Raw genomic sequence first — 18,896 nt, forward strand, 5'->3', positions numbered from 1 at the left:
TTTGGGGTGTGAGCAGGGTCACAATAACAATTGTTTATGGCGTCATAGCAGCCACGAATCAGGCCCCTGTCGCGACCTTTTCCGGCTCCTTTTCGGGCTCAGGCTGCGCCTCCTGCTGCGCCACCCAGGCCTTCGCCACACCTACGGCTAATTGCCTAATCCTCGCAATCACTCCCACGCGCTCGGTCACGGAAATCGCACCCCGCGCGTCCAGCAGGTTGAAAAGATGCGAGCACTTCAGGCACAGCTCATAGGCGCCAAGCAACGGGAACCGCTTCACATCGCCTTTTTTCTTCTGTGTCTCGGCAAACGTGGCAATCAGTTCCTTGCACTCTGTCTCGTACAGGTCCAGGTGCTTCCACAGGAAGTCCACGTTCGCCGACTCGAAGTTGTACACCGACATCTGCAACTCATCTGCGAGCCGCACATCGCCGTACGTAAATATCTTCGACGGATCCTGCGGATCGCGCGCCCACACGATGTCGTAAATCGAATCCACATCCTGCAGAAACGCCGTGATGCGCTCCAACCCGTACGTCAGCTCAGCCGAGATCGGATCCAGGTCCACACCACCGCACTGCTGGAAGTACGTGAATTGCGTGATCTCCAACCCGTCGAGCATCACCTGCCATCCGATGCCCCACGCGCCCAACGTCGGCGATTCCCAGTTGTCCTCTTCAAACTTGATGTCGTGCTCGCGCAGGTCAATCCCTATCGCCTCGAGCGACTTCAGGTAAAGCTCCTGCACGTCCTGCGGCGGCGGCTTCAAAATGACCTGTAACTGCGTGTGCTTATAAAGACGGTTCGGATTCTCGCCATATCGTCCGTCCGCCGGACGCCGCGACGGCTGCACATACGCCACCTTGTACGGCTGCGGTCCCAGCACGCGAAGGAATGTCTCCGGCGCCATCGTTCCCGCGCCAACTTCCAGATCGTACGGCTGCTGCATCACGCAGCCGCGCTCCGCCCAAAACTGCTGGAGCCGAAGGATGATTTCCTGATATGTAAGATTGCTTTTCGCCATTTGCTTTTAGCTGTTAGTTCTTAGTAATGAGTATTTGGTTGTGAACTTAAGGCATCGCCAAGAACCTACATCACTCGTATCGCTCTGCACGACCAAATACCAATAACTAAGAACTAATTACTGCCGTAGTTACTCGATTTTTTCCAAACTGTGCGCCGTAACCAACTTCTTATCCAGTTGCCGTTCCATGATCTGGATCAAAAACTTCCTCAAGTCCGCGCCCTTTCTCTTGGGCCAAACGTCGGAAGCCAGCACATCCACCGGAGCCCGAAACATCTCTGCTGCTAGCTTGCGCGATTCCCACGTCAACTCCGATGACGCCAACCGCTTATCATCCACGCACAGCAGTCCATCGACGAGCGCATGAAACCAGGCTTTCTCACCGTCGAGCGCCGCGCCGCACTGTACGCAAACGTGAAGCCCCGGCAGGAATCCCGTCAGCCGCGTCATCCAGAGGTCGAAATACGTGAGCGGCATCCAGATCGCACCGGCCCGCAGATTGCTCAGCACCGACGACGTCAAGCGGTAGACCGCATCATTCACTTCGCGGTCCGGCAAAAGCTCATCAACGACTTCCGCCACATGCGCCAGCGCCGCCGCTCTCGGATAATCCACCGCTCCGGCCAGCGGAGACTGCAACACATCGCACGAGTCGATCCGTGCCAGTTCGCGTTTCTCTCGATCGTCGTAGTAAACGCGAACCTGCGTCAACGGCTCTAAAGCGCCGCCAAAACGCTTCTTCGACTTCTTCGCTGACTTAGCGACGCCCTTCACCTTCCCTTCGGACCGCGTAAAAAAAGTAACCAGCAGGTCCGCTTCATGGAGCGGATAGGTTCGCAACACGATGGCCTCAGATTGCTTCTGGGGCATTCAGGAAAGTCGCCGCCTGTCAGACTAATTCACGATTCTAATTGACCCGGGACGGTGGTGGAAAGGAAGGAAAGTATGGGCCAAGGTCAAGTCAGCTTCTGGATTCTGCGCCAGCGCCCACGACGACAGCCTCGGTTTCCCTGTGGGTCACAACCAGCTCTCCTAACCAACTCAGAAACCTACCCCTACCTGCTATCCCCTAAAATGCAAAACGCGCAACCGACTAGCGGCTGCGCGTTGAACTCTTCTGGCTGGATTCTGAACTACGCCGTCGTCCGCCCGTAGTATTCCGCGTTCTTCTCCGAGTATTCCTTCCACTTCTCCGGAAGATCATCCAGCGCGAAGATCGCCGATACCGGGCACACCGGAACGCATGCGCCGCAATCGATGCACTCCACCGGATCGATGTACAGCATCTCAGCGTTCGCATACTTCTCGGAATCCTTCTTCGGATGGATGCAGTCCACCGGGCAGGCGTCCACGCACGCCGTGTCCTTGGTTCCAATGCACGGTTCTGCAATCACATATGCCATAAACTTTGTCCTCTCCCCTGTTTGCCTGATCTTGTAAGGCTGAATAGTGCGTAGGTAGTCAACCGCATATTCTAGCAAACAGCCTACTTACGTGCACCCGCCGAATGCCCTTTTGCCTGCCCGATATCACTGCAATACCACGCCCTGAAGGATAGACTTCGCCCGGCATTCAAGCGTAACCAGCACATTTCAAGGGGGATTTCATGGATACTCCCAACGCTTTCGTCGGCCGCAAGGACAAACCAACTCCCACCGAAGTTACCACCGCCCTTGGATCCAGTGCCGCCGCGTGGGAGGAACTCACCGCCTGGCTTGCCGAGCGCCACCACGTCGATATCCAGGAATGGAAGTCGTACTCTCCCAAATATGGCTGGAGTGCGCAATTAAAGCTGAAAAAGCGCACCATCCTGCACGTTTCGCCCTGCAGCGGCTGCTTCCGGGTAATGTTCATCCTCGGTGACCGTGCGGTCACCGCAGCTAAAAACAGTAAGCTGTCGAAAAAACTGGCTGAATTGCTCGCAAAAGCACCGAGATATCCCGAAGGAACTGGCATCCGGCTCGACGTGAAGTCAACCAAAGATCTGGCGCCAGTTCGGAAACTGGCCGAAATCAAACTTCAGAACTGAAACGAAGTGTCTTGCTATCCCTTAGCTGCTAACCACTATCTCTGCCGGCTCGTACTCCACGATATATCCGGCTACGGCGCTCGCCGCCACTGTCAACGGCGATGCCAGGTACATCTGCCCCGGCCCGCTCCGTCCGGGGAAATTCCGGTTCTGCGCCGAGATCACGATCTGGTCTGGTCTGGTAGAAACTCCCGGTCCCGCATTGATGCAAGCCCCGCAGCTTGGCTCGATAACCTTTGCCCCGGCCCGCTCGAATACATCGAGGTATCCACGACGAAGGCAGTACTCGCGTGTCTCCTGCGACCCAAACTGAATGTAGAATCGCACACCGTCGGCAACTCGCTTCCCCTGTCGCAACGCATCGGCAAGCACCGCCGCGTACATGTCCATGTCTTCGTTCTTGCCCGCCGTGCAGGTTCCGCCGTATGCAATCTCCACCGGGATCGGCGTATTTAAGTCGCGGACATACTTGCCATTCCCTGGATCGCCCGGCGTCGCCACCATCGGATAGATTTCGTCAGCATCGAGCTCGATCACCTGCGCGTACTGCGCATCGGCATCCGAATAAAGTCCAGCGATCAACTTCTCCGCCTCCGCGCGCTTCATGCCGCGCCGCTCCACCAGGAACTCCACCACCTTCTCATCCGGCGCGACAATACCCGTAAACCCGCCGATCTCCGCCGCCATGTTCGTCATCGTCGCGCGCTCATCCACGCTCAACTCTTCCACGGCTTCGCCCGCATACTCGACGACTTTCGCCAGCGCTTTTCCCGACCTCACGTAATCCAGTGCAAGAATCTTCAGGATGAAATCTTTAGCCGCAACGTTCGCTTTGCGTTTCCCCCGGATCACGATCTTCACCGACTCCGGCACCATCACCCTGATGTCCTTCGTAAACCACGCGTTGAACACGTCCGTCGTACCTATGCCGAAAGCCATGCAACCCATCGCGCCCACGTGGGGCGTGTGCGAGTCCGAGCCGACATTCACCTGCCCCGGCAGCGCGTAGGTCTCCAGCATCACCGAGTGGCAAATACCCTCCGAACCTTTGCGGTCCTTAAGCTCGCCATGCAGTTGAATGCCGCGTTCTTTCGCGAACGACTCCTGCTTCAGCTTCAATTGCGAAGCAAGATCCAGCAATCCCATCTTTCGCTTCTCTTCCGACATAACGTCATCCAGGAAAGTCAGATGGTCGCGGAAGAACTTAATCGTCGAAGGATCATTGACGGGAACATCCTTCCCGAGGAAGTGGTCGTAGAAGATCGACGCCATCGGCGTCACATACTCGTGCGAGAAGCGCAGGTCCGTCCGGGCGAATCCCGTATCGCCGGGCTTTACCGCCGCCACACCAACGATGCCATCCGCGTTCACCATGTGCCGGGCAAATATCTTCTCCGCCAGCGTCATGGGGCGAGGCTTTGTCTCGATCTTCGGCAGCGACACCTTGCCCTGCATCCTCGCGATATTGAACTGGAACAAGCCTCCGTGCTCGATCACCTGCCGCGTGATCTCATCCTCGCCCTTCGTGAATGCCGACAATGGCATCTCTTCGCCATTTCGAATTCTGTCGATCACACTGAAGTCCGTGGAAGTCAGCACGCCCAGATTCTGGCAATTCTGCTTGTAGATACGCTCGATGTTTTCGGCGATGACCAGTTGAATGCCCGCCTTCGACTCCGCGTAAGGCGACTGCTCGCGGCTCGACCCCTTCCCTCTTCGCTTGCCGCTCACGCATGCCACGAATCCGCCGCGCTTCACGTCGCCGCGCTTGACCGGCGTTTCGCTTCCGCACTTCAGCCCAACGTAGGGGAACTCGCCGAGCGTCTCGTCGAAGTAGAAACACACGTGTGCCGGAGTGATTTCGTCCGTGGAAATGTCGTCGCGCAGTTTGGGATTATTGGCCGGGTTCTTCGTGTCCCACGGCATGTCCCATCCGGCGAGTTGCTTCTTGATGAGTTCCGGATCTTCCGTCAGAAACAGAATGCGTCCTTGCAGTTTGACAGTCGGCGGACGCTTTTCGATCTTGCGATTCTTAAGCGATTCAATCACGCAGTTTCCTTGTGCTTGGTACTACAAAACTGGGGTTCCCATCAAATTAAGATGCAAGCCGAAGCATTGGCAATTCGGCACGCCATTCGGCGTTGTATCACGCATGTTTATTGGCAGGTATTGCAGGTCCCTCTTGATCCAGCGGGCCAGTCGCTAACCGCTAGCCCCTAACGGCTATCCCCTGCTCTTAGCGTACTCCACCGCGCTGGCCAGTTCTGGCAGGTCCCGGCCTTCGAACACCTGGCGCATCACGTCCATCATGGCCTCATGGACAAGCCCATTGGTCGCCAGCGTCTCGCGCGAATCGATCTCCCAGGTACTGCCGTCAAACTTCGTCACCTTGCCGCCGGCCTCTTGCACCAGCAGCACTCCTGCTGCCGTGTCCCACGGATTCAGGTTGAACTCCCAAAACGCGTCGAGCCTGCCCGAAGCGACATTCGCCAGATCCAATGCAGCCGAGCCTGCGCGACGCACGCCATGCGTCCGCAACGTGATCACCTGGTAGAAGTAGATATTCGGATTCTTATGCCGCTTGTGGCTCGGGAAACCTGTTCCCGTCAGGCACTCCTTCAGGTTGTCGACCTTCGACACCTGCACTCGCTCGCCATTAAGGTGCGTACCACTTCCCTTTTCGGCCGAGAACATTTCGTCACGCGTCGGATCGTAAACCACCCCGGCGATGCGCTCGCCCTTGAACTCCAATCCAAGCGAAACACAGAACACCGGGAAGCCATGCGCAAAGTTCGTCGTCCCGTCCAGCGGATCGATATACCACCGATAGTCGCTGCCCGTATTTGTCCGCGTTCCTTCTTCGCCGTAGAGATCGTGGCCCGGAAATTCCTTCCGGATACGATCCGTAATCATCTTCTCCGCCGCGCGATCAGCTTCCGTTACAAGGTCAGCATCACCTTTATAGGTGAAGCCGATGCGCTGCTTGAATTTCTCGTAAAGCATCGCGCCCGCCTCGCGGGCCATTGCTTCCATCGAACTTACAAACTTAGTTTCGCCCATACGTACGAATGCCACGGTCGAATCACGTGCAGATTCTTCCGTGGCTCTTTCCTTATTTCTTTCGTGCGGAGCTTTCTTCCGCGATATACATGATTTCGTGTTTAAAGATGAACAGATTCGGCTCGCCTTCGCGCGTCAAACGGATCATGTTCTTGTCGTAGTACTCCACCCATCCACGCACGGTTTCGCCGCCCATCAACTTGATGGTGACGGTCTTCTGCTTTTCACCAAGCTGCTTAAGATAAAGAGCCTCTTCGAAAGTGTCCTCTGGCGGCGGAGACTTGGGCTTCTTTGAGTTGTTAGTTGGACCACGGAACGCCATATCGGAACATTTTAACCGATACTCGTCAGAAACTGTCTTTTACCGTGTAGTAGCCGGTACGGTGGCGTGCCACGGCAGGCCCGTTCGGGACATCGGCATCCACGTCGATCTTGATCTTGCGGAACGGCGAGGTCGTCGGCCGCTTCGTCGGGTAATACGCCAGCAGATACTGGGTACGTAGCTCCTCGGACACCTGTTGGAACACCTTGTCCAGTTCGCCGATTCCCTGTGCGTAGAAGAACTTGCCGCCCGTGTCGTGGGACATCTGGATCAGCGCATGCTCTCCGCCAAGGTCGCGGCCGGCGTCCGACTGGATCGGCTGGATGATCAAGCTGTAAACAATGGCTTCCGATTCCTGCGCCGCCCGCAAAGCCTCCAGGTATTTGACGCTGCTTATGGTGTCGCCGCCGTCGGTAATCACCACCATCACTTTTCTTCCCTGGCGGCTGGAGAGTTTTCCGGCGCCAAGATAGATGGCATCGTAAAGCGCGGTCGCGGAACCCGGATGCACCTTTGCCAGTCCGTCATCAACCTTCTTCATGTTGGAAGTAAAGCCGGTGAGCTGATCCACATGCTCGCTGAACTGGAAGAGCGAAACCGCATCCTGCGGACGGATGAGTGCCTTCACGAACCGCCGCGCCGATTCAACCTCGAGCTTCAGGTCTTTCTTCACCGACAGGCTGACATCCATCGCGAGAATGATCGACAGCGGCAATTCCGATTCCTTACTGAAAACAGCGATATTCTGCGGAAGGCCGTCTTCGTAAATCTTGAAATTGTCCTTAGTCAAACCGCCGATCGGCGCTCCGGTCTGATCCAGCACGGTCGCGAAAACGTTGACCAATTTCACGTCCACCGTGAAGGTCGGCAGCTTTTCTTCCTGCTGGTCTTGCTGAGGCTCCCCCTGCTGCGCGACCGCCATCAACGCCAGCAGCAACCAAACCAGCAGCAGTCGAAAATGCGAGGACGGTCTCACTGTCGGTCGCCCTTTGCGGGATTGAAGAAGGTTTCGGGAAACGGCTCGCCGTCGGTCCAAACAACTCCGTCTTCGAAGAACTCTTTCTTCCAGATCGGCACCGTCCGCTTCAAGTTGTCGATGAGGAACCGGCTGGCGTCGAACGCGGCTCCGCGGTGCGCCGAGGTCACCACAATCAGGACGCTGATGTCGCCGATCTGCAGCTCGCCGAGACGGTGCACAATGCGCGCCTGGTCGATGCCAAACTTCTGCCGCGCGTCGCTGACGAGTTGGTCCATCTGCTTGATCGCCATCTGCTCGTAGGCGTGATACTCCAGGTACGAGGTTTTGCGCCCTCGGGTGTTGTTGCGGACAATCCCCTCGAAGACAACCACGGCACCATCTTCGTCGCGCTTCAGGGGCGCGACAACCGAAGCGGTGTCGATCCGATCCCTTACGATTTCGCACGATTCCCCAGCCGTTACTGCGCCGCCGCTCACCGGAGGCAGCAGGGCGACCTCGTCCCGGTCGCGGAGTTGAACGTCGCGAGTGGCGTATTCCTGGTTCACGGAGATGGCCAGCGAAGGTATTAACGCGGAAACGGCAGGTTTGTCGCGGGTGACTGATTTCAGCAGGTCAGAAATCGCCGCGCCTTCAGGCAAGGTCATGGTTTCCGACGACTTGCCCATGGCGTCGCGTAGCGATCCAAAGAAAAGAACTTTTACCTGCATGGCATCAAGGATAACAGGCAGGTAAACGCGATCAGGTGGTTTTCAGCAGCTTGCGGGTACGCCGAAGAAGCTGGCGGTTCTGCCGCTTCAGCGACTCGGCCTCGCGCGTCAGTTCCAGGGATCTGACGGACCGCAGCTTTAAAAGGCAGCGCAGGAATACCGTCTTCTGCAATTCATTGCGGCATTTGTTCAGCAGGATTTCACGATGGCTCATGTACAACCCCAACATCTATTACGGCTAATGTAGCGGCTGTTAACCAAGTTTCCATCGGGTGGAAGCACTAGAGAGACATAAGGATGGGACGGAATCAGCTACTCAGGTTGCTTACGCATTACCCCGTCCTATTTCTGGCCGGTGCGGCGGTCGCGCCCCGGAAGGTCGACGCTGGCCGGGCGCTTCTTGGGGACTCGAACCAGATGCTGCGCAACAACTTCATGGCAGGCGTCGCAAAGCACGATTTCGCAGATCGGACAGTATTCCCCCTCGTCTCCGCACGGGACGCTGGACTCGCCCGTGGGATCGTACCCAAGAGACTTCGAAGCCTCGCAGCGCATTCAACTTTGGATGCAGGAGAGAGCAAAGTCGACACGACGAGCCGCACAGCGGCGAAATTCATTAGCCCACCACGTAAGTGGTGGGAAGGCTGGAATGTCCGAGTCCGCTTCAGCGGACGACACCGGTTTTTGCAACAGCGAGGTTTGTGGCCCGATAAATCGGGAACGCACGAGGGAACGGACAGCATGGGCTGAAGTTTTGTAGAAGACCACAAATAAATGGCGATAAATCTCCCTTCCACTACTAACCGCTACGGACACCACATCCCGCACGCTTCGGTTCCACCTGGAATAGATACTGGGTGAAAACCCCTGTTGCCGACAGTTATCTTCATCCCGAACTGTAAAGCGTGTGATATATAGCCACGTATGAATGTCTGGCCTAAGGGCGCATGGTTCGGCCTCACGCAACGGCGATTGCGAGTAGCGATTTGGATAATCGCAAGCGTCGTCTCATTAACATTTGTTTTCTGCGTAACAACCATCATCGCAAATAGACTCGTTGCGCGGGACGCTCAGGCCATGCTTTCGGACATTGAAAAACTCAAAGTAGGGGTTTCCCCTTCAGCCAACATCCAGAGCCTGGCTGCTAAGTATTCTCGGTATCGAGCGCAGGGCGATTGCGGAGAAGGTACGTGCGCAGTGTTTCATTTTTACAATCCGTGGCTAATACGAATCGGTTTAGCGCGAACCACCTTTTTGATAGTCGTGATTTCGGGCAAGGAAAGGCTCTCTTTCGTGGAATTGGTGATGGCAAATAATCGTGGCCATTCAGCAACGGTTCAATGGATGGTGAGCAATCCTCAAGGCTCGTATGAAGTAGGCAGCAAAGTCCCTGTGGGTGTGGCGCGACCGATGCTAATGCTGGACGTCAGATTCACGCCCGAGGCAACGGCGGATCAAAAGAAGGCCGCGTTGAGTTTCAACACTGAGTGCCTCAGAAGCATAAAAGGCTGTGAATTTGCTGACGAAATGCTTCCCCAGGTTGTGCAGTTCCAAACGGCGTCATCCAGATAGGTGGCGGGAAAATCCTGTTCCCCCTGTTAATCCCACGTTGGGCGTCACCCTTCCATCCATTTCGGTTCCAAATTGGGATACTTGTGGAAACACCTGATTACAACAGTTATGTGAAAACTGTGGAACTCCAGCGTGGTTCACAGTACATTTCACGCGCTAGAGTGGCGGGAATGAAAGCCTTCAAATACCTCATCCATTTGCTGTTCGCGACGATTGTCCCGATGTTTTTGACGGTCGCGGCGATTTTTGTTTCTGCCACTGTTACGGACCTGTTGGGCAAGTTCGTCAGCGGCAGTTCTTATCAGCGGCTAGGGTCGACTCCTCCCTTCATTATTCAGACCGCCATCGCCCTCGTGTTGGGCCTGCTTCTCATCAATCGAATTGGAGAGCGCAAAGCTGCAAGATGGGTTTGGGTCATTCCTGCTGCCTGGATGATTGTTGGTATCGTGACTTGGAGCCGAATCGTTAGTCTGCCAAACATCTCGGTATGGCAATGGTTCTTCACCGGCGACTGGTGGGATCTCCCCGCATCACCGTTGCGTTCTCGTTGGGTTATAGACCAGTTCACTCACACTGCACCGCTGTTCACTGCCACTGCGTACACAGTCGGAGGTCTCTTGCGGCCAGAAAAGCTGTCGAAGAACGGGGCGAGCGACTGGGTGTCGCACAATAGATGTCGCAAAATCCCCTTATCACTCATAACCTTCCCTGCTACAAGGAGGCGGATATTGCAGAACAGTAAGAACGAACCGAGATTAGTGAACCCCGTCGCACGGGGCGTCTGGCGCGAAGTGTACAACGGGCGATGGGCTGATCTCCGCCGCGTCCAGAAGGCTGAATTTGTGATTGAGGTTGTGTTCGGCCTGGTTCTCTGCGGCTGGTTGCTCTACTTTGGATTTGTGGGCAGCGTTACCGGAACCTTGCTTGTTTGGGGTGCCGTGCTGATCGTCCTGCTATCGTTCTTCTTCGTACTGACGCGATTCATACGCTGATGAGAGTCCGCCTCAATCCCGGAACAATCAAGAAATTCGGACGCACAGCGTGGCGTTACCAGCGTACATATCAAATACCCGCCGGGAAGAACGTCGCTCGGTTCGCTTCTGCCATCATTCAAGCATTGGAGGAAGCCCGTGATGCGAATCTTACGGTTGATAACCTGGTGTTTGAGCCAGAGCACTTAAAAACTTTGATTGGCTCGAACGAGATGCACCTTGAGCATGATGTGACGATCGAGGTTGAGGGCCGCGATGCACTCATTCAGGTGCTCGAAGCGGCTATGAAGGACATCGGTGATTTCCTCTTTGTTCCGAGGCCGAAGCGATTCGTTCTCTATGCAGATCGGAACCAGCGAGCAACATTCTTTTCCCAGAGTGCTGCTAGTCTGAACAAAATGTCAGAATTTCTCTCGAACGAAGGATTTCAGGAACTACCGGTTCGACGGCGAGCACAGCATCCTGAAGCCGTGGAGCGTAGATGATAGTTCGCCATATCCCACTCTTTAGGGATAGAGGGCGAAAAATCTCCATATCACTCACAATCCAGATACGGAGCAAAGTCAATAAAGCGATAGCTAGCGCGAAATCCCCTTAGCTCTCACCATTTTCGCGATTCGGACCGTCGCGTGGGGCGGAATCCTTCTACCTAATATGCGTCCAAGGCTCGCTCTTATAATTTTCGGACATTCTTCGCTTGTGGCCCCTTCTGTCCTTGCTCAGTTTCAAACTCCACCCTGTCGCCTTCAGCCAGCGATCGGAATCCGCTACTGGTGATCGCAGTTTGATGAACGAAGACGTCCTTGCCTCCATCGTCAGGCGTGATAAAACCGAAACCTTTACCGTCATTGAACCACTTAACTGTTCCTTGCATATCCGCTCCCAAAAACCGGGTGTCTAATTTACACCCACCCGGTATTAGGTAGTTGAAAATCCCCCACCCCCTCCCCATCTACTTGCGACGCGATGCTCCCCTGGAGATCCGCTCAACGCGACGCTGCTTTCACGCTCGCTCGCTTCGGCTCGTCTGCGATGTAAACGGCTGTTGTAGATTTCGACGCTATTAACGCCCCGATCTCCGCCCCAATTCCTGCACATCCGCCAACTAAACCTGCGCTATCTCCGGGACGCCAGTTTTCGGTGTTGCGCATTGCTACGGCCCAACCAGCTCCTGCACCCGCCCCGGCAGCCAAGCCGATCAGCGCATTGCGCTTACGTTTCGTGCGGACCACCGATACCCTGCGCACCTGCTCTTTTTGAATCGTAACCTCTTTACCTTTCACCTCGAGTGTGAGATCGGCCTGCGAAACCCGAACGAAATTGCCGGAAGTGCTTTTCAGCGATCGCTCAACCACTTCGATCTTGGCGCCGCCATGGATTTGCTCAAGGTCCTCCCAGCGCGACGTCTGGGCTTGCACAGGAAGTATCGACAATAGTGCGACGATCCAGATCAGATGTTTTCGCATATGCCCTCGCCCGACTCGGCCGTCTTCAACGGTCAGACTCGCACCGCAGTTAATAGCTCTGTAGCGCTAAGCCGTCGCGCTTTTCGACCGCACGCAGCGGATCGCAGGCGGCGCCCATATCCCCGAGGTCACGGAAGTGCGCGGCGCGTAGAGGCGCATGGTAACGCCCAGCACTCCGCTTGCCGGGGACGGCAACCAATTGGACTCCCTTTCTGGGCCGGGATTTTGGTGCTGGATGAAAAGGTCAAGCGATCCGTCCGCGTTGTACTTCAGCGAATCGCGGTCTCCTATGGCGAACCGGTTGATCGGATTCGGCACCTGATACCCTTCCTCGTCATACATCGTCACCGACCAGAACGCCTCAACCGGCGGCAATTCCTGCTTATCGAAGTGCAGGATGTAATTGTTCTCTCCCCGCATTGTTTCGCCGTCTGCGTCACTGATGTTCAGCGGATAAACTGCGTCTTCCGGTTGGTTCGCCCCTAATCCAATCAGGGCAACGATCGCGCGCTTGAGATAGAAGTTGCCGTAAACGCCCATCGAGTCGGTGTTTACCTGCCATCCGTTGACCGCCTTCGTCAAACTCGGGAACTTCGCATGCATTTCCTGCAAAGCGTCAGTGGTAGTTTTGCCAAGCGACTGCTGCACTGCGGGGCTCAGGCTCTCCCACGCGAAGCTCTTTCCTGGCACGATACCAATGCGGGCCAGGCGCGCTATGGTGGACCAATCGGTGACATGGGGCGGATGCAGCTTCATCAACTCCGCGGCATAGGTGAAGTAATCCTTTGCCGCCATGTCGCTCAACTGCTTCATTGGGTCCGTCTTCATGTCCACGCTGGCGTCGGCTTCATACGTCACCGGCTCCGGCTCCTTGCCCCAACGTGAAAGCGGAGTCACCGCATAACCATCCTGAATCTTGTTTACAAACGCGTAGTCGGCGGGGCCATTCGTCTGGGTCCTCCCGACGATCCAGAAGTAGGAGGTGGGACATTGAATCAGTTTCACACCTTCCGGCAACTGACCCTTCCAGCCCGGTGGCACTACGGCGTAATGTTGGACAGCCGTGCCGCTGGTTCGTTTACCCGGTACTGCAAACACGTCGGTCCACATATCGAGCATCGGCAACATGTAATACCGACCTTGGGTATCCTGTGCCGAGACAATCATTGGCTCCTTGGTCAGATCGACCCACGCAATGGAGTACAGTGTGTCGAAGTTCGGCCGCACCACCTCCCGCATATCCGCCGCCGGATATGCCCTCATGTGCCAAAACTTGTTCATCGGCCCCATGCCCGGCTTCACTCCCGGCGGAACATTGGTCATGACTCGCCGCGTGATGTCCATTAACACCAGCGGATAGAAGTAGATGTAAGCCTCAATCCCAAGCTGATAAGCCTCATCGGCATTTGTTGTGAGCAACGTGTTTTTCATGGCGCCACATCCCTGTTTTGTTGTGATGGATTTGTCCGTCAGAGCGTACGGGTGGCAGTTGCACAATAAAACTGTCAGTTCTACTAGGCGAGTCGGGGCGATTGTGGCGATAAATCCCCAAGGAATCTATACGGCGCTTCTGAGTTGGTGAAACTCCAAACTCCTTCTTTCTCGTGTGCAATTGTTTTCATTCGCCGGCGCGAGCAGTGAAACGGTGGCCGCAAAACAGCGCTTCTTTTGGCGGCCCCATCCGCCATCTTCCCGAAACGGGACTAGCGTATCCCCGCTCCAACACCTCCATATGACTTACCCGACCCGGCCCCACATCGGGGGACTCCAGTTTTTCTTGGCCAACACACTTCAGCGGCACGTCACTTGCCCCAACTACCTCGGATACCCCTTTCATTTTCATTGTGAGTTTCCGCAGAAGCGGCTTCATTCTGCGGATTTCACCGCGTCTGTTCAGGAGCCGGCTTATCCGAACTCATCGCGGACTCCTCGATGATCGAATAGAGCACCACCATCCTCTGGGCCCATAGGACGAACCAATCGGGCAACTCACTTCTGGAGGATTGCTATGTCATCAGCAAAGCGTTTTCTGGCCATCTCCCTCACCTTCATGTTCGCTCTCTTTATGTTTTCCATCTGCGCTCCCCGCACAGTGCAGGCCATCGCCGCTGCGCTCGTGCAGGTCGTCAACACGCCCTCCAACCCTGTACCTGTGCAGCCAGTTCCCGCAAAACAGGCGGTGCGCATGAGTTGCCATGTCGAAGTACCCAGCGGCGCATACTTCGAAGACTGCACTGCAATCGACAACGTCAGCTCTAACACCTTCGTTGTCCCAACCGGAAAGCGATTCGTTGCTGATTTCGTCGGCGCCAATGGCAGCAGCACTCCCACCCAGGGTGCCCTTGAGGTCTGGGTTGTGACGAACAATCTGGAGTACCTTTCTTTCGCGGTAACTCCACTCTCAATCAGCGGATCCCCAATTTTTACGTTGTCTGAACGCACCACTTTTTACGCGGATCCGGGTACCTCCATCACCATGTACCTGCAAACCAACAGCAGCTCAGGCGGAACATACGGAAACATCATCCTGGAGGGGCACCTCGAAGACATTCAATAGCTTCGCGGCCTTGCCCGTCTAAACAGGTTTCAGACGCCACTGCGCGGCCTCGGCCATTGGGCTCCAGCTTTTCCTGTTAGGAGATCCCTATGTCATCCGCGCGGCATTCCATAGACCGACTCGTAAGAGTCGGGTCGAAAAGTGGAATAAACCTCCGAGTCCCGCAGGGACGACATTCGTTTCCGTGGGAAGGCAAACGTGCCATCGTCCGAGTCCGCTTCCACCGTCGCTATACTACCCACATGACGATCAAGAGATTGGATCACGTCAGCGTTGTCGTCGACGACCTTGCCGCCGCCATCGATTTCTTCACCGCGCTCGGCATGACGATCGAAGGCCAGATGTCCATCGAAGGCCCGTGGGTGGACCGCGTGAACGCCATCGACGGTGTCCAGGTCGAGATCGCTATGATGCGGACCCCGGATGGCCACGGCAAGCTTGAGCTGACGAAGTTTCGCAATCCCAAACTCATCGCCATCGAACCGGCCATGGCACCACCGAACGCGCTCGGCCTCCGCAGCGTCATGTTCACCGTCGAAAGCGTGGACGACACCGTCGCTCGCCTGCGCCCCCACGGCGGCGAACTCATCGGCGAGATCGTCCAGTACAAGGGCCTGTACCGGCTCTGCTACATGCGAGGCCCTGCCGGCATCATCGTTTCCCTCGCCGAAGAACTCTTCAAGAAGCCGCTTTGATACGCCGCGACTTCAGTCGCGCCGACCGATACAACTAAAAGCTGGAATCGGCTCAACTAGTTATTGTGGCTTTTCTGCGGGCTTCGGGTGCTCCGTAGCTAACGTTATCCCATGATGAGCAAGCGACGCAGCGCGCCACAATCTTGCTCTGTGCCTTCCCCTTGGAGGCTAAAGGACCTCTGGATATGATCATGGATGAATTTCCACATTTCGAGCAGACTAGTACGCTCTGGCTGTTCTGAAGTTCCAACCAAACGAACTTGGTCGCAAATGTTCTCGTCATCATTAGCTCCTCAATTTCACAGGATTGTACCAGTCGCAGAACTAAACTCGGAACGTATTAGCCGGCAGGTGACGGAGGCTCTTCCAAAGCGATTCTTTCTAACCGCAACCTGCGGCCGCTGTGACTTTTCGGCGACTTTTAGTCTTTGCTTGATATTTTAGAAACTGCTCGGCGATGGTACGACCGACCTTCGTTTCATCTTCCACCTGCTTTCGAGCCCAAACGCCAAACTTCAGAATCCACTGGAACTCTTCAGCCGAGTAAAACCACCGACATCCATTGCACAGTCCATGAGCCGGGAGATAGTTGTCGATCGCATGAATACCTCCCGCGGCGTGGGCAAGGACATGGTCTGCGGCGAACTTTCTGTCACTTATCTGTCCGCCACACAGATGGCATCTTCCAGCGGTCTTCTCGAGAATAGTGGCTCGTTCGGCAGGCTTCAGGCGTAGCCGCCGCGACGGAGAAGGAAGTTGTTTTCGTTCTTCGTGGAGAAACTTCAAACGCTTCACTAACTCTTCAGGAGAACCGGGCAAACTGAGTGTGCTCATCCGCTGCGTCGCTCCAAGTGGTGGCTGCGATTCTACCGCGTTGATGTTTCTGAATACAGGACACTTGGCGGTTCGAACGCTGGTGGTGAACCCACGTTATCGCTGTGCGCAAACATGGGGTACCTGCCCTTTCCCGTTTTTGACCACACGATGTTCCATTTTCGAAACACAGTAACGATTTCGTTCTATTTGAGACCTCCATGTGTTAGCCTTCGCCCGTCTCCCTCCCCGAGAACTCCGAGAATTCCCTTGGAGCTGAACCATGCTGCTTAGAAATGTTCCGATGATCGGGGTGCTGGCATCCTCGCTTTTTCTGTTCCTGACGCCTGCAAGTGCATCGCCTGTCAATTAGCAACTCTTATTAACAGTAACGTCGACAGACGGGCTTCCCACTATTTGTCCCAATCCCTGGGGCTTTCACGATTTCCCCTGTGATGTTCCGAACGGCACACAATACCGGGCCACTTTTACCGTAGAGGACTCCCTCTTCTTGATGAATGGGACAGCATTACACGGCTTGATGACTAACTTCTATTTGCAGATTGGTACCAGAGTGTATGACCAAAATCATCCTAACGATGACTTCATCGGTTTCAGAGGATGGCTCCCCGAAGAGCCCCGCTGTGTTGCCTGTATCGGCGGTGTTTCTCCCAGCATTACCGTGGAGGGAGGAGAGGTAACGGACTTAATTGGAGGAGTTTACGGGGTCGGTGACGGCACTGGAGTGGACTTTTTCGGAAATAATCTTTACGTCGGGTGGAGTGGTGGCAGTACTCACATCTATATGACCGGCGCGATCTCAAGAGTCCCGGAACCTTCCACTCTTTACGTACTCGGAATCGGGTTATCGACAGCTCTCAGCTTATCGAGGAGAATGCAGAAGCGCTAAGTACAATTTTGCCGCTCGAGTGCTGCGTCGCCGCGCGGGTGCCCCAGGTTCGCGCGAAGCGCTAACCTGGGAACCACCACCGTCCACACCCGTTAGGTATAGGTGGCGGTAATCCCCTCCACTAGTAACCGCTACGGACTGCACATCCCGACCCTCCCGGTTACTTTTGGGATACATAGTGAATCGTTTGTTTTCGACAGCTATCTTGCTGAACCGTTGAGAAGGTGTCACGCTGATCGAAGATTGGAATGAGCAGACCGACCTTAAAAAGGTTAGTAGTTGTTTCGGCGGTGATTGCCGTAACCGTTGGTTATCTATGGTCGCAGCAAAGTCGCAAGATTCCGCCGTACATCGTCATCGTGTTTCCGGCAGCACAGCACGCTTTGTGGATTTCTGGTGAGACTCGCACCGAGTCGGTAAAGGTAACGCAAGGCAAACCGATTCTGTCTTCGAACGGACAAAGCGGAAGGAGAATCACTGTTAATGGAACTGGCACACTTCGCTACAAAGGTCACGAGATCGTGGTTCGTGAAGCTGATGTGCTAGTGGACGGATTCTTATTGCTAAAGAACAGCCGCAACTGGGTTCTCCTACCAGATGGCCGATTGGAGCAGGGATTCATCCGAACTTTCGATTAAGTCGCCAATTAATTGCGGAAAATCCCCTTTATCGCCAATAAACTTCGACTCTGTCAGTTAGAAGAAAGCTCCGCCGAACCCAAATAGGTCGCGAGAAATCCCATACCAACCACCTATCTTCCCTAGTGACTCACAAATTCAAAGGGATCACCCCAACCAAGGGATCGGATTTTGTCACCCTCGCCGTCGAACCCAACCGAGAAGACCTTACCGCTATCTCTATCATTATGAAGCTTAACAACGTATTTCCAGACACACCCTCGCTCTGTCTTCATCGCCCAGTCGGGCTCGGGCATTACCTTTTTGAGTCGATCAACCGTCACGCCCAATTCAAGTTGTCTGCGGCCTTTGTTTATGGCATTTGAGCGTTCAGTAGATGCACGGTACGGCAGTGTGTGTTCCCGCGACCATTCCCAGTAAGACTGAATCTGTTTGCAGCCTACGTTTACGTCGGGAAAATCGAGGGCAGTACAGGGCATGGCAACAGAGAACAAGACCAATACGCTCAGACTGTTTCGAAGCATATGAGAGCAATGTACCACTTGATAGTGGTCTGGTGCCCCAGGTTCGCGCGAAGCGCTAACCTGGGAACCACCACCGTCCACACCCTCAGGGTTTGCTTTTGATTTCCAGTCGTTCGAGTCCCCAACCGCGCCGCTGGCACCGCACCGTCAACATCTAGCCACCATCCCCTATCCGCTATCCCCTGGCCCCTGGTGGTTAATCCAAACTTCAAACTTCCATAGAAGTGACAAAATTTGTTGTCAAGGGGGTCACGCGCCCTCCAAGAACCTAAGTCTCTGAAAACACACCAAATAAATTTTCGATTTTGTTGGCATGTTACCCCCGTCCAAATTGCTACTCTTGAATCAGGATAGAAATTCAAAGGCGATCGCCTCAGCGGTCGCCTTTCTGCTTTGTGAGCGCCGGAGGCGCGTAACGCATTTTCAGCCCAGCGCGAAGCGTTGGGTCAGAGGAGGAAAACACCAATAAGCGCCGGAGGTGCGGCACTTCCCGCCGCTAACTCGTTTGTTTTGTTATATGCAACTTGTAAATCCTTTGTTTTCTTATACGGAATTTCCATATAACAAAACAAAGGACTTATAAGTCCATTGTTTTCATATATGTAGAC

Annotated in this window: 21 protein-coding genes; 9 read left to right on the top strand and 12 right to left on the bottom strand. The window is 55.0% G+C overall.

Going from position 1 to position 18,896, the window contains the following annotated elements; genetic code table 11:
- Window positions 1-58 precede the first annotated feature (58 nt).
- From VN577_12335 to VN577_12345, 3 genes are all read right to left on the bottom strand, one after another.
- Entirely contained in the window at window positions 59-1,024 is a 966-nt protein-coding gene (locus tag VN577_12335) for a glycine--tRNA ligase subunit alpha (GenBank protein HWR15611.1), read from the bottom strand.
- Window positions 1,025-1,153: 129 nt separating this feature from the next.
- Window positions 1,154-1,894, bottom strand: a complete 741-nt coding sequence (recO, locus tag VN577_12340) for a DNA repair protein RecO (protein HWR15612.1) — start codon at window positions 1,892-1,894, stop codon at window positions 1,154-1,156.
- Window positions 1,895-2,157: 263 nt separating this feature from the next.
- The gene (locus VN577_12345; protein HWR15613.1) at window positions 2,158-2,427 is read right to left on the bottom strand and encodes a ferredoxin family protein; all 270 of its coding nucleotides are present in this window, start codon (window positions 2,425-2,427) and stop codon (window positions 2,158-2,160) included.
- 203 nt (window positions 2,428-2,630) lie between these two features.
- Here VN577_12345 and VN577_12350 point away from each other — a divergent pair, with 203 nt between their 5' ends.
- Window positions 2,631-3,053 carry a DUF3788 domain-containing protein gene (locus VN577_12350; GenBank protein HWR15614.1) on the top strand — a complete coding sequence of 141 codons (423 nt, stop codon included), beginning with the start codon at window positions 2,631-2,633 and terminating at the stop codon, window positions 3,051-3,053.
- Between the two features lie 21 nt (window positions 3,054-3,074).
- On the opposite strand, the gene VN577_12355 is transcribed toward VN577_12350, so the two are convergent.
- The 6 genes from VN577_12355 to VN577_12380 all read right to left on the bottom strand — a co-directional run bounded on the left by VN577_12355 (window position 3,075) and on the right by VN577_12380 (window position 8,335).
- Window positions 3,075-5,102 carry an aconitase family protein gene (locus VN577_12355; protein ID HWR15615.1) on the bottom strand — a complete coding sequence of 676 codons (2,028 nt, stop codon included), beginning with the start codon at window positions 5,100-5,102 and terminating at the stop codon, window positions 3,075-3,077.
- A gap of 174 nt (window positions 5,103-5,276) precedes the next feature.
- Window positions 5,277-6,128, bottom strand: a complete 852-nt coding sequence (locus VN577_12360) for an inositol monophosphatase family protein (GenBank protein ID HWR15616.1) — start codon at window positions 6,126-6,128, stop codon at window positions 5,277-5,279.
- A gap of 37 nt (window positions 6,129-6,165) precedes the next feature.
- Window positions 6,166-6,435 (bottom strand): RNA chaperone Hfq, encoded by a 270-nt coding sequence (locus tag VN577_12365; protein HWR15617.1) that lies wholly within the window; start codon window positions 6,433-6,435, stop codon window positions 6,166-6,168.
- 25 nt (window positions 6,436-6,460) lie between these two features.
- Entirely contained in the window at window positions 6,461-7,411 is a 951-nt protein-coding gene (locus tag VN577_12370) for a VWA domain-containing protein (protein HWR15618.1), read from the bottom strand.
- The gene (locus VN577_12375) at window positions 7,408-8,121 is read right to left on the bottom strand and encodes a molybdenum cofactor biosynthesis protein MoaE (protein HWR15619.1); all 714 of its coding nucleotides are present in this window, start codon (window positions 8,119-8,121) and stop codon (window positions 7,408-7,410) included. The genes VN577_12370 and VN577_12375 overlap by 4 nt, the downstream gene beginning before the upstream one ends.
- 31 nt (window positions 8,122-8,152) lie before the next feature.
- Entirely contained in the window at window positions 8,153-8,335 is a 183-nt protein-coding gene (locus tag VN577_12380) for a hypothetical protein (protein ID HWR15620.1), read from the bottom strand.
- Between the two features lie 83 nt (window positions 8,336-8,418).
- On the opposite strand from VN577_12380, the gene VN577_12385 reads away from it, so the two are divergent.
- The 4 genes from VN577_12385 (at window position 8,419) to VN577_12400 (ending at window position 11,170) form a co-directional block, all read left to right on the top strand.
- Window positions 8,419-8,871 (top strand): hypothetical protein, encoded by a 453-nt coding sequence (locus VN577_12385; GenBank protein ID HWR15621.1) that lies wholly within the window; start codon window positions 8,419-8,421, stop codon window positions 8,869-8,871.
- 327 nt (window positions 8,872-9,198) lie between these two features.
- Window positions 9,199-9,693: a hypothetical protein gene (locus VN577_12390; protein ID HWR15622.1), complete on the top strand. Its 495-nt coding sequence runs from the start codon at window positions 9,199-9,201 to the stop codon at window positions 9,691-9,693.
- 170 nt (window positions 9,694-9,863) lie between these two features.
- Window positions 9,864-10,685 (top strand): hypothetical protein, encoded by an 822-nt coding sequence (locus VN577_12395; protein HWR15623.1) that lies wholly within the window; start codon window positions 9,864-9,866, stop codon window positions 10,683-10,685.
- Window positions 10,685-11,170: a hypothetical protein gene (locus VN577_12400; protein ID HWR15624.1), complete on the top strand. Its 486-nt coding sequence runs from the start codon at window positions 10,685-10,687 to the stop codon at window positions 11,168-11,170. Before VN577_12395 ends, VN577_12400 begins: the two co-directional genes overlap by 1 nt.
- A gap of 188 nt (window positions 11,171-11,358) precedes the next feature.
- Here the strand turns inward: VN577_12400 and VN577_12405 are convergent, their stop codons facing one another.
- The 3 genes from VN577_12405 to VN577_12415 all read right to left on the bottom strand — a co-directional run bounded on the left by VN577_12405 (window position 11,359) and on the right by VN577_12415 (window position 13,582).
- On the bottom strand, window positions 11,359-11,559 hold the full coding sequence (locus VN577_12405; GenBank protein ID HWR15625.1) for a cold shock domain-containing protein: 201 nt from the start codon (window positions 11,557-11,559) through the stop codon (window positions 11,359-11,361).
- Between the two features lie 112 nt (window positions 11,560-11,671).
- Window positions 11,672-12,151: a hypothetical protein gene (locus VN577_12410; protein HWR15626.1), complete on the bottom strand. Its 480-nt coding sequence runs from the start codon at window positions 12,149-12,151 to the stop codon at window positions 11,672-11,674.
- 66 nt (window positions 12,152-12,217) lie between these two features.
- Complete coding sequence (locus VN577_12415) at window positions 12,218-13,582, bottom strand: DUF1254 domain-containing protein (protein HWR15627.1); 1,365 nt, start codon at window positions 13,580-13,582, stop codon at window positions 12,218-12,220.
- A gap of 577 nt (window positions 13,583-14,159) precedes the next feature.
- On the opposite strand from VN577_12415, the gene VN577_12420 reads away from it, so the two are divergent.
- The 4 genes from VN577_12420 (at window position 14,160) to VN577_12435 (ending at window position 17,764) form a co-directional block, all read left to right on the top strand.
- Window positions 14,160-14,708 carry a hypothetical protein gene (locus VN577_12420; protein ID HWR15628.1) on the top strand — a complete coding sequence of 183 codons (549 nt, stop codon included), beginning with the start codon at window positions 14,160-14,162 and terminating at the stop codon, window positions 14,706-14,708.
- Between the two features lie 89 nt (window positions 14,709-14,797).
- Window positions 14,798-15,403 carry a VOC family protein gene (locus VN577_12425; GenBank protein ID HWR15629.1) on the top strand — a complete coding sequence of 202 codons (606 nt, stop codon included), beginning with the start codon at window positions 14,798-14,800 and terminating at the stop codon, window positions 15,401-15,403.
- Window positions 15,404-16,003: 600 nt separating this feature from the next.
- Window positions 16,004-16,138: a hypothetical protein gene (locus VN577_12430; protein HWR15630.1), complete on the top strand. Its 135-nt coding sequence runs from the start codon at window positions 16,004-16,006 to the stop codon at window positions 16,136-16,138.
- Between the two features lie 1,236 nt (window positions 16,139-17,374).
- Window positions 17,375-17,764 carry a hypothetical protein gene (locus tag VN577_12435; GenBank protein ID HWR15631.1) on the top strand — a complete coding sequence of 130 codons (390 nt, stop codon included), beginning with the start codon at window positions 17,375-17,377 and terminating at the stop codon, window positions 17,762-17,764.
- The last annotated feature ends 1,132 nt before the right edge of the window (window positions 17,765-18,896 follow it).

Source organism: Terriglobales bacterium, assembly GCA_035561515.1.
In the GTDB taxonomy this organism is placed as follows: Bacteria; Acidobacteriota; Terriglobia; order Terriglobales; family Acidobacteriaceae; genus DATMXP01.